General features: G+C 56.7%; 9 protein-coding genes. 7 read left to right on the top strand and 2 right to left on the bottom strand.

Features of this window, described 5'->3' with window-relative positions; all coding sequences use genetic code 11:
• Positions 1-19: 19 nt before the first annotated feature.
• Both HG66A1_RS00790 and HG66A1_RS00785 read right to left on the bottom strand, forming a co-directional pair.
• Positions 20-553, bottom strand: coding sequence for a hypothetical protein (locus HG66A1_RS00790; protein ID WP_145035597.1), 534 nt, complete (start codon positions 551-553; stop codon positions 20-22).
• 59 nt (positions 554-612) lie between these two features.
• Positions 613-1692 (bottom strand): peptidase, encoded by a 1080-nt coding sequence (locus tag HG66A1_RS00785; protein WP_145179890.1) that lies wholly within the window; start codon positions 1690-1692, stop codon positions 613-615.
• A gap of 325 nt (positions 1693-2017) precedes the next feature.
• On the opposite strand from HG66A1_RS00785, the gene HG66A1_RS00780 reads away from it, so the two are divergent.
• The 7 genes from HG66A1_RS00780 to larB all read left to right on the top strand — a co-directional run bounded on the left by HG66A1_RS00780 (position 2018) and on the right by larB (position 11663).
• Positions 2018-2920 carry an efflux RND transporter periplasmic adaptor subunit gene (locus tag HG66A1_RS00780; RefSeq protein ID WP_197996925.1) on the top strand — a complete coding sequence of 301 codons (903 nt, stop codon included), beginning with the start codon at positions 2018-2020 and terminating at the stop codon, positions 2918-2920.
• Between the two features lie 31 nt (positions 2921-2951).
• Positions 2952-5165 (top strand): site-2 protease family protein, encoded by a 2214-nt coding sequence (locus HG66A1_RS00775; RefSeq protein WP_145179886.1) that lies wholly within the window; start codon positions 2952-2954, stop codon positions 5163-5165.
• Positions 5166-5335: 170 nt separating this feature from the next.
• Positions 5336-6298, top strand: coding sequence for a D-alanine--D-alanine ligase (locus HG66A1_RS00770; RefSeq protein WP_145179884.1), 963 nt, complete (start codon positions 5336-5338; stop codon positions 6296-6298).
• 157 nt (positions 6299-6455) lie between these two features.
• On the top strand, positions 6456-7451 hold the full coding sequence (locus HG66A1_RS00765) for a cell division protein FtsQ/DivIB (protein WP_145179882.1): 996 nt from the start codon (positions 6456-6458) through the stop codon (positions 7449-7451).
• A gap of 202 nt (positions 7452-7653) precedes the next feature.
• Positions 7654-8385, top strand: coding sequence for a phytanoyl-CoA dioxygenase family protein (locus HG66A1_RS00760; protein ID WP_145179880.1), 732 nt, complete (start codon positions 7654-7656; stop codon positions 8383-8385).
• A gap of 399 nt (positions 8386-8784) precedes the next feature.
• Entirely contained in the window at positions 8785-10740 is a 1956-nt protein-coding gene (gene acs, locus HG66A1_RS00755; RefSeq protein WP_145179878.1) for an acetate--CoA ligase, read from the top strand.
• A gap of 134 nt (positions 10741-10874) precedes the next feature.
• The gene (gene larB / locus HG66A1_RS00750; RefSeq protein ID WP_145179876.1) at positions 10875-11663 is read left to right on the top strand and encodes a nickel pincer cofactor biosynthesis protein LarB; all 789 of its coding nucleotides are present in this window, start codon (positions 10875-10877) and stop codon (positions 11661-11663) included.
• Positions 11664-11666: the final 3 nt, after the last annotated feature.

Genomic DNA, 11666 nt, shown 5'->3' with positions numbered 1-11666 from the left:
CAAAATGACAATGATCGCGTTAATTGAGAAAACCCCGTTCGCGTAATTCCTGAATGTTGCCCGGGGCACTCTCCCAGACCCGTTCGGCGGCGTAACGCATGATGGCGATGCCTCCCATGCCGGGCGGTGCACTGAGGATCGCGGTGTGCTCTTCCTCTTCGTCGTCCAGCTGTTTATTCAGCTTGTCGACTGCTTCCTCGACGCTGTCGCTGACGATCCGTTCGGGTCCGCTGGTGTTGGAGAACTTCAGATTGGAAAAGCCTGCCGTCCGCGAGAGCAGGAACGCGGCCAGGTCCGCCTCTTCCTGCTCTTCAAAAAAGTTACGAAACTCGGGCTCCATCGAATCGGGAGTGATGATCATCGCCCGCGTGATCAGGACTTCCCCTTTGCGGACCTTGACCGTCGCCCCGGGTTCGGGCGCGCCGGTCACCAGGTAATAAGGAAGCTGCTGATCTCCAAACGTAAACAGGGAGAAATTCACGGGACGCTCAATCCGTACTGCCGTCCAGATTTCGAAGAAGCGCTGCTCATCGAACTCGTGAGAAAAATTCATCAGGTTCCAACCAGGGTGAAGAGATTAAAGCGAGTGTGAACTTTAGAGTCAAAGGCGGTTCAGCTGACTTTCTTGAGTTTGCTGATACGGCCCGTTGAGACCCATTCGGTGACAAAAATATTACCCACCTGATCGAAGCAGGCATCGTGGGGATGCACGAAGCGACCGGCTTCCCACTGCTTGGGCTGCGTGCGAATCTTAAAGCCATCCAGCACGCGGTTCGTCCAGTCCTGATCGTAGCCCAGGTGAGTGATTACCTGGTTCTGTTTATCGAACAGGGTCACCCGGGCATGCAGATCGGAGACCAGCATGATGTCTCCCTGGATGTCGATGTCTGCCGGGAAACTGACCGTGTTGACAAAGCCCAGGTGTTTACCATCCAGGCTGAAATACTGGAGCCGGTGATTGGCCCGATCACAGACGGCGATCTTAGGTGTGCCATCGCGGGTATCAAGCCACATGCCGTGCGGTGTTTTCATTTTGCCCGCTTCGGTGCCGCTGCCTCCCCAGAAAAACTCGGGCTTCCCGTCGCTCGTGTATTTGTGAATGTAGTGGGAGCCGTAACCATCGCCGACATAAAATCCCCCATCGGGGGCGAAGGCAATGTTGGTGGGACTGTAGCGTTGTTTGGCGTCCTGATAATGCGCGGGCGCAGCGGGTCGTCCAATCTTCCAGACGACTTCCCCTGTGAGACTGGTTTTAGCAACGATACCGTGCTTCACATCAGAGAGATACAGGAATTCCTCGTTGCCTTCCTTGCGGACATCAATGCCGTGACCGCCGCCGTGATATTCCTTTCCGAAAGAGCGGACGAATTTCCCATCGGCGTCAAACACCACGATGGCATCCAGGGGCGTCTTTGCGCGGGAGCGATGTTTGATATAAATCAGACCGGCCTCGTCGACACAGACGCCGTGTGTCTCTCCCCACTTGATGTGCTTCGGGGTACCGCCCCACCCGTGCGTGACTTCGTACTGAAACGCGCCTTCTCCGACAAGCGGCGGCTTAGTGCCTGCTTTGTCGTCAGCCCCCAGAATTGCGGGAGCAAAAAAACTGCCGGCAACCGCGGCCCCGGCGGTTTTCAAAAAAGTGCGGCGGGAATCAATGTGAGCAGAACAAGCGGTGGAACGTTGAGTCATGAGCAGACGACCTGAATCGGGAAAGATTTCTGGCAAAATACGTGAGGTTCACGTAAGACAAGGAGGGCCCATCCACCTGATCTTAACGGACGGAATGTGGTCACCTCAATTGCGGATCGGAAAAAATAGGGTATTCTGACAATGTTCTCCACGCCAGGCTGCTCAGTTTACCTCCAGTCGGGCGGTCCGCCCCCGATTAAGATGGTCTTTAAGCAGTGAATGTGATATGAGACAATTCCGCCGGAAAACGTATGTTTTCGGTGCTTTGTTTCACGTTAGCAGAATTCAAGCTCACTGCTTTCCTGATAAAAGGAAGAGAATCACCATGAACCGGTTGTGTGCCTCAATCTGTTTGTTCACCACCCTGGCTGGTCTGCAAATCGCCGCGCCGCTGGCCCTGTCCGCGGATGAGCGTGCATCAACGGACGCGCCGCTGCGCATCGACTCGGTGCTGGTGACCGTCATCGAGCAGGTCGAAGTCCCCGCGCGGGAAGTCGGGCAGTTGACCAACCTCAGAGTCCGGGAAGGCATGACCATCGAACGGGGCGCCCTGCTGGCCCAGATTGAAGACTCTGAAGCCAGGCTGCTGCTCAAGCAGGCACAACTGGAATATGAAACCGCGCAGCTCAAAGCGGAGAACGACGTCGATCTTCGGTTCGCCCGTAAATCGCATGAAGTGGCGAACGCGGAACTGCAGCGGGCGAAAGATTCGATCCAGAAGTATCCGAAGAGCATCTCGAAAACCGAACTGGATCGTCTGCAGTTGACCGCAGAGAAAGCAGAGCTGGAAATCGAACAGGCAACCGAAGAAGCGAAGACCGCGCAACTGGAAGCGAAACTGAAACGGAACGCGGAAGAGATCGCAGCTTTGGCTGTGGAAAAGCGGAAAGTGGTCTCGCCGATTGACGGGATGGTCGTGCAGATCATGACCCGGACCGGGGAATGGGTGCGTCCAGGTGAAACCGTGATGCGGTTGCTGAAGCTCGATCGTCTGCGGGCAGAAGGATTGATCAACTTGTCACTGCTGCAGGAACGGGATCTGAAAGACCGTCCCGTGGTACTGCTGGTCAACCCGGGCACGAAGCAGGAGCAGAAGTTCCAGGGCAAAATTTCCTTCGTCAGTCCCGAGATCAATGCGGTCAATAACCAGACCCGTGTCTGGGCCGACATTGAAAACCCGGACCTCAAACTGAAACCGGGCATGCGTGCCTCGCTGATCATTCAATAAACTTCCGCGACTGAGAAGGCGGTCCTCCCTCATGTCTATCGGTGCCCAGAACTATTCGAACCAGCCCCTGCACCTGCGGATGCGGGCCGACCTGCAGGTGCAGCCGCTCCAGTTTGGCGGCAAGACGTACTGGGGCATCAAGGATCCGTTTTCGCTCCAGTACTATCAGCTGAGGGACGAGGAATACTTCATCCTCAAACAGCTGGATGGCGTAGCCTCGTTCGAAAGCATCCGCAGGCAGTACGAAAAAAAGTTCCTGCCTCAGAAACTGGAAGCCTCACACCTGCAGGGCTTCTTATCGCGACTGCACGAAGCGGGTCTGATTCTGGCTGATGCCCTCGGGCAGGGTGAAATCCTGCTGGAACGTCAGACACAGAAACAGCAGGCGGCTCGGCGGGCCCGCTGGATGAATCCGCTGGCCATTCGCTTCCGGGGCGTTGACCCTCATCGACTGCTGACCTGGCTGCAGCCGGTCGCGGCACTCTGTTTTACTCCCTGGTTTCTGCTGGCGACGCTGCTGCTGTTGCTCTCAGCCGTGACACTCGTCTTCACACACTTCGACGCTGTTGTCGCCCAACTGCCCGAGTTCACCACCTTTTTTGAAGCGAAGAACCTGGTTCTGCTCGGCGTCAGTCTGGCGCTGGTCAAGATCCTGCACGAGCTGGGTCACGCGCTCGCCTGCCGACACTTTGGCGGGGAATGTCGCGAAATGGGTGTCATGCTGCTGGCCTTCATCCCCTGCCTGTACGTCAACGTCAGCGATGCGTGGACGATGCCGCAGAAGTGGCACCGGATCATCGTGAGCGCGGCGGGCATCCTCGTAGAACTGGTCATCTCATCGCTCTGCGTGTTTCTCTGGTGGTTTACGTATCCCGGCCTGTTTCATTCGCTCTGTCTGAATATTGTCTTCGTCTGTTCGGTGAGTACACTGCTGCTCAACGGCAATCCGCTGCTCCGCTACGATGGCTACTACATCCTGCTGGACCTGGTCGAAGTGCCGAACCTCAGGCAGCGGGCCCAGACCATTGTTTCCAACCGCGTGCATCATTTTTTCTTCGGACACAAGGCAGACACCCTGCTCCGCGAACCGCGACGGCTGCGGCGTTTTCTGTTTGCCTACGGCGTCGCCTCGGCGATTTACCGTTGGCTGGTTGTGTTTCTGATTGTGACCGTCTGTTATTATGTACTGGAACCCTACGGCCTGGAAATCATCGCGCAGGTCCTGGGAACCTTTGTCTTTTTGGGAATGCTGATCGTGCCCGTCAAATCCGGAATCAAGGAAATTCAGACTTACGCGAACGCAGGCCGCATCGACGGCGGTCGCTTTGTCCGGCGTGCGGCACTGGTCATTCTGATCCTGATGGGGCTGCTGCTGATTCCCTTCCCGCACCGCATCTCCGCCCCGGCGTTGATTGAACTGCAGGACGCGAAGCACGTCTATGTCACGTCCCCGGGGTTTGTCGCCTCCATCGCCAGGCCGCAAACAATTGTCGAACCGGGGGCTCTCATTGCCCGCCTGCAGAACGATCAGATCGATCTGGAAATTCTCAAGCTCAAAGGACAGATCAGCGAACAGCAGATTCGCATCACCACGCTCAAGACGCGCCAGGTCGACGATCCCGATGCCGCCCGCGAACTGCCCACCGCCGAGGAGCAGCTGACCGATCTCAAGGACCAGCTCGCACAACGGCTCACCGATCAACGCCGGCTCACCCTGACTGCCCCCGTGGAAGGAACTTTGATTCCCGCTCCGCGTACACCCGCACCTGCCGATACAGCGGAGCTGCCCGACTGGGTCGGCTCTCCCTTTGATGCGGATAACCAGCACTGCTTTCTAAAGCGGGGGACCTGGCTCTGTTCGCTGGGAAATCCCCGCGCGCTAGAGGCCAGCCTGATTGTGGATCAGGAGGACGTCGAGTATGTACAGGCCGGACAGACCGTGCGGATTCTGCTCGACGAATATCCGGATCAGGTCATTACAGGCACGATCGACGACATCGCGGAGATCGATCTCGAAGATCTGCACCCCAACCTGATTCATCGGGAAGAGGTGATTACTGAAGTCGATGCCGAGGGCAAGCGGCGGCTCAGCAGCACTTCCTACCTGGTGCGGGTCAAACTGGATGTGACAAACGAACAACCCGTGATTCACGCTTCCGGACAGGCCAAAATCGTGGTTGCCCCGGAATCCCTGGGAAAAAAGGCTTATCGCGGTCTGCGCAAGACCTTTCGGTTACTGCAATAAACCACACCCCAGCACACCTTCTTTGCCTGATTTAACATTCACTATTATTAGAAGATCACCATTTGCAGATTGGTGACCAACTGCTAGAATCCCGCGAATCTTTGAAGATCTCAGAATTTCAACGTTGAAAATCCAAGCGATATTGTGGCCGGAAGCAAGGAGGCGACCCGATGAGCCATTCACCAGCACAACCCTCGACCCCTTTAAACATTGTGGTACTTGCCGGCGGGGAATCTGCCGAAAGTGACATCAGCCTGAAGAGTGGCGAGAGCGTGTCGCGCGCGTTGACTGCGCGAGGACATCAGGTGGTGACGGTCGATCCTTCCCTGGTCGATCTGGAAACGTATGACTGGTCAACCTGCGACGTCGTGTTCCTGGCATTGCACGGAACTTATGGCGAAGACGGCACCATCCAGGCCACACTCGAACGCTTAGGTGTTCCGTACTCCGGTTGCGATGCGCCCACTTCCAAGCTGGCCTTCAGCAAGTCGGCCTCCAAGGAACGTTTCATTCAGCAGAATGTGAGCACGCCTTCCTACGTATTGATTCACGAATCAGACGATGCCCAGCGCATCGAACAGCATGCCCGCAGCATGGGTTATCCACTGGTGGTCAAGCCGGACGCCCAGGGCTCCAGCCTCGGGGTGACGATTGTCAAATCGCCCGAAGAACTGCCGCAGGCGCTGGCCCGTTGTTTTCATTATGACTCCTTCGGCATTCTGGAGTCGGCGATCGCGGGTACGGAATGGACCGTCAGCCTCGTCGACGACGACGTGCTGCCTTTGATTCAGATCGAAACGCCGCACGAGTTCTTCGACTACGAAGCCAAGTACCTGGAAGATTCGACTCAGTATCACTTCGAATTCCAGCAGCCCACGAACGTGATTCAGTCGATCATTAAAACGGGCGTCAGTGCCTGCCAGGCACTGGGAACGAGCGGCATCGTCCGGGTCGATATCCTGCTGGATCGCTTTCAGCAGCCCTGGGTACTGGAAGTGAATACCATTCCCGGCTTCACCGACCATTCGCTGGTCCCCAAAGCAGCCGCTCAGGCGGGTCTCGACTTTGGCGAATTGTGCGAACGGGTCCTGCTCAGCCGCCTGGCGAAAGTCACCACCCGCCCGCAAAACTGATAAAGTTTACCCAGACGGCCTGTGCCCAGCGGGAATTTGGACTTTTCTGTGGTGTGCCACAACTCGCGCTGCTTGAGATTGCGATAATGTTAATGCAGGGGACGGTGCGCTGAGGCTGCGTCGCGCGCACCAGAATGGAACACATCAATCAGAGCCCATGAGTCGCAAAGCATCTAAAAAGAAGCCGACGAAGAAAAAAGTCCCGGCTAAAAAACAGATCGCAGAGATCGAAGAAGAAGAGGACGTGCTGGACGAAGAACGGTCTGCACTGAGCCCCGCGCGACTGGTCCGCCTGCTGTTTCGTCCCAAGGTGCTATTGATTCTGGCGGTGGGAATTACCGTCTGGTTCTTTTCGCAGAAGCTCAAGGATCAGCTCCCTGATCTGGCAGAACAGGAACAGTACCAGATTGAAACCCGCAGTCTGTCGCTGATTCCCGCCCCGCCCCACTACGTCCCCATTGATCTGGTCGACCAGGTAATCAAGCGCAATCAGCTGCCTGAGAAGGTCTCGCTGCTCGATCGGGATCTGGTCATCAAGGTCGCAGAAGCATTCCAGAAACATCCCTGGGTAGAAAAAGTGGTCTCGGTTCGCAAGACGAGCACGGTTGAAGTCGAGCTGCAGTTCCGTAAGCCGGCGGCGATGGTGGAATTCAAACAGCGACTGTTACCCGTCGACAACGCGGGCGTCCTGCTGCCTCCGGAAGACTTTTCGGTCTCCGATGCCCGTCGCTACCCGGTGATTACCGGCATTGAATCGGTTCCCGCCGGACCTCCCGGAAATGCCTGGGGCGATGTCACCGTCACCGGTGCTGCCCAGCTGGCCGAAGCACTCTCGCCGCACTGGAAGGAACTGGAGATCGTTGCAATCGCCGCGCCTCCCCGCCTGAGCGAAGCCATTTCGCTGGACGATCTGATCTTCCGGCTGATCACCGCAGGCGGTTCAGAGATTGTCTGGGGCCGGTCTCCCAAGAGCCAGCGGCGGGGAGAGCTCCGCGTCGATCAAAAGATCGGCAAGCTGGAAAAATACCATCGGGATTACGGCGGCTTCGATCGGCCACACGGTCCGTATGAAATTGACATTCGCCACTGGCAGGAAATTTCCCGCCGCCCGCTTCGCCAGCAGAGTCACCGCCAAACTTTGATGCGCCGCTGACTCTCAGCTGGCTGCAGTGCCTGATCCTCTCTGATGTTCCGACACAAGCGATTCCTGTATCGGCATCCCGGTACCGGTTTCAGGGCATCTTGCAGAATCTGAGAAAAAATCGTGGAAAACCGATTTCAACTCATTAGATTGAAAGGGATCTGCATCTTGCAAGCGCGCTGATTTTGACCAGGCTGCCTATGAGGAGAAAGCCATGACTGAAGACGCCATCGTTCAGGAATACCGGGAACAGGGATTTGTGCACATTCCCGAATTCTATTCTGCCGAACAGCTGGCCCGGATCCGTGCTGCGGTTGATCGCTACAATCGGGAAGTCGTTCCCGGAGTGCCTGAGAACGATGTGGTCTTTGAAGCGGACGGGACCGCGATTCGCAACTGCTGGCGGATGCAGATCCACGATCCGTTCTTCGCGGAACTTCCGCAGGCAGCACAACTGCAGCCCCTGATCGCTGCCCTGGTCAACGGCACGCCCCTCTGTATGGGAGTTGAGACGTTTAACAAACCGGCGAAAGTCGGCTCGGGTGTACCGCCGCATCAGGACAATGCCTACTTCTGCCAGGAACCGCCGGACGTGCTTACGGTGTGGGTGGCCCTGGATGAGGTCACGCCGGAAAACGGACCGGTACAATACGTGGGTGGCTCGCATCAGGCAGGACTGCAGGTACATACGCCATCAGGCGTCAAAGGGAATTCGTTCGGTCTGGCGGAAGACGTTGATGCCGCAATAGCAACGCCGGCACTGCTGAAAGCCGGGGATGTGCTGATCCATCACTGTCAGACCATTCATTTCAGCGATCCCAATGTCAGCGATCATCCGCGGCTCGGTCTGTTGATGGTCTTTCGAGGTGAACACACACAGGATTCGCCTGAAATGAAAGCCGCTTATCAGAAGGCACGGGCCCTGATGGAGTCGCAGGCAAGCTGATCCGGCTGTATTTCCCGCTCCCGGCCTCTGGGAAGGTGTTCAAATAGTCGCCAGTGGTCGGTTCTGCGTCAAAAGGGACCGATTCGGGAAGAATTCGGGAATCTGCGTTACTTTCCGGTGATTTAAAGTGACTTCCGTACCCCGTTCTGCTTGATTTTCCCTGTTTTGACGCTTAGATAAGTGGTTACCTTTCATAATTCCGTTCTGAGAGGAAGCGATTGGCCGTTTGTTGACTTCAAAAAAACAGCACCCTAAAATCGCTAACTTAGCATTGTTTAATAATTCGACTTCAAGACACAGGGAGAGAATCGAATCTACGCTCCTGAAAATTCAGGTCGTTGATTAGCATTTTTCGGTTCTTATTTCGCTCGCCAAATAAAGCAAAGGGGAATGACAACGATGAGTGACCAGGCTAACGAAAACATTGAAAGTGTTCTTCAGGAAACTCGATCATTTCCGCCGCCAGCCGAGTTCGTCGAACAGGCCAATATTTCGAGCAAAGAACAGTACGAAGAGCTCTGGAACCGGGCCAAAGACGATCCGGCCGGTTTCTGGGGCGATCTGGCTCAGGGACTGGAATGGTCTCAGCCTTATGATCAGGTTCTCGAAGGCGAGATGCCCGATACCAAATGGTTCACGGGCGGCAAGATTAACGCTTCGGTCAACTGCATCGACCGGCACCTCGACAGCTGGCGGAAAAACAAGGCCGCTATCGTCTGGGAAGGCGAGCCGGGCGATACCCGCGTGCTGCGTTACCAGGACCTGTACCGCGAAGTCTGCAAGTTCGCGAACTGCCTGAAAAAGCTGGGCGTTGAAACCGGCGACCGCGTCACCCTGTATATGCCCATGGTTCCCGAACTGGCCATCGCCATGCTGGCCTGCTCCCGCATCGGGGCGACTCACTCGATCATCTTCGGCGGTTTCAGTGCCGACGCCATCGCCGACCGCAACAACGACGCACAGGCCAAACTGGTCATCACCGCCGATGGTGGCTGGCGTCGTGGTAAGAATATCCCGCTCAAAGAAGCCGTCGACCAGAGCCTGGAAAAATCCCCCAGCGTGGAAAAGGTTGTGGTTTACCGTCGCACCGGCTGTGAAGTCGATATGGTTCCCGATCGCGATTACTGGTGGCACGACCTGATGGAAGACGTCTCCGCAGAATGCGATCCGGTGGAACTCGACAGCGAACACCCGCTGTTCATCCTTTACACTTCCGGAAGTACCGGTAAGCCCAAGGGCGTGCAGCACTCCACCGGCGGTTACCTGCTGGGAACGATGATGACCTCCAAGTGGGTTTTCGACCTCAAAGAAGACGACACCTACTGGTGTACCGCTGACATCGGCTGGATCACCGGTCACAGCTACATCGTCTACGGCCCCCTGGCCAACGGTGCGACTACCGTGATGTACGAAGGGGCTCCCAACTGGCCCGATGAAGGTCGCTTCTGGGAAATCATCGAGAAGTACCAGGTCAACATCTTCTACACGGCCCCGACCGCGATTCGTGCCTTCATCAAGTGGGGCGACGAATGGCCCAACAAGTACGATCTCTCCAGCCTGCGTCTGCTGGGCACCGTGGGTGAGCCGATCAACCCCGAAGCCTGGATGTGGTACCACACCGTCATCGGACAGGAACGCTGTCCGATCGTCGACACCTGGTGGCAGACCGAAACCGGCGGCATCATGATGAGCCCACTGCCCGGTGTCACCGCGACCAAGCCCGGCAGTTGTACGACTCCCCTGCCCGGCGTTGTGCCTGATATCGTGACTGCAGAAGGCGAAAGCCTGGGCGACAACCAGGGCGGTCTGCTCGTGATGCGTCAACCCTGGCCGCACATGCTGCGAACCCTGTACGGCGACCACGAGCGGTTCAAAGACGTCTACTTCAGCACCATTGAAGGTTGTTATCTGGCCGGCGACAGTGCCCGCCGCGACGAAGACGGTTACTACTGGATCATGGGTCGTATCGACGACGTGATCAACGTTTCCGGTCACCGTCTGAGCACGATGGAAGTTGAAAGCGCCCTGGTGGCACATCCCAAAGTTGCGGAAGCAGCCGTGGTTGGTTTCCCCCATGAAATCAAAGGGGAAGGCATCTGCTGTTTCGTCACCCTGACGACAGAAGATGGCAGCGATGAGTTGAAAAACGAACTCAAACAGCACGTGCGAACTCAGATCGGCGTGGTCGCGACACCGGATGAAATCCGCTTTGCTGCCGCTCTGCCGAAAACCCGCAGTGGTAAAATCATGCGACGTCTGCTGCGTGACATCGCCGCCGGTCGGGAAAGCACGGGCGATACCACGACGCTGGAAGACTTCAACGTCATCGCGAATCTGAAACAGAAAGAGGACTAAGACTCGCGGACTTCGGTCCCCGTTATCTATAATGTGCCCTGCGGCACAAAACCAATTTTGCAGGATGGTCGCTTTCGGCCATCCTGCTCTTTCTTTATACACTGACTTTTTTCACTGGAAATAGAGGCACTCTGATGGCGGATGATCAACTTTCTCAACTGTTTGAACTGGTAAAACAGGGAACGCTCTCTGTGGAACAGGCGGTCGAGCAGGCGGAGAGCCAGGGACATCACAAATCGGGAATGCTCTCTTCTGCGAACATCGACCTTGATCGCAGTTCCCGCTGCGGTTATCCCGAAGTCATCTACTGTGAAGGCAAGACGTCCACCGCGCTGGTCGAAATCTTCACGCTGCTGCTCGAATCAAAACAGCGCTGCCTGGGCACACGGATTTCCGAAGAGCAGGCTGAGACCGTACTCAAGCAGTTTCCCCAGGCGATCTACAACCAGGTGGCGCGGACCATTCGCATCCCGGAAAAAGATGCTGCTTTCGACGAAGAGTTGACCAAGGGCAAAATCACGGTTCTGACCGCAGGCACCAGCGATCGTCCGGTCGCGGAAGAGGCGATGGAAACGCTGATCTGGATGGGCTACGAGCCCGACCTGATCGTGGATGTGGGCGTCGCAGGACCGCATCGCCTGATCGAACAGTTGCCCCGCATTCAGAACGTTTCGGCCATCATCGTGGCTGCCGGCATGGAAGGGGCACTCCCCTCAGTGGTCGGTGGCTGGGTCTCCTGCCCGGTGATCGCGGTGCCGACGAGCGTCGGTTACGGCGCGAGCCTGGGCGGCCTGACGGCGCTGCTGGGCATGCTCAACAGTTGTGCCGCGAATGTGACCGTGGTTAATATCAATGCAGGCTTCAAAGCTGGTTTCATCGCCGGCCTGATCGCCGACCAGCAGCGTTCCTCCTCCGAAAGTTGACCC

It is taken from the genome of Gimesia chilikensis, assembly GCF_007744075.1.
Taxonomy (GTDB): domain Bacteria; phylum Planctomycetota; class Planctomycetia; order Planctomycetales; family Planctomycetaceae; genus Gimesia; species Gimesia chilikensis_A.
Note: the sequence above shows the minus strand (reverse complement) of the source record. Positions and strands in the feature narration are given on the sequence as shown.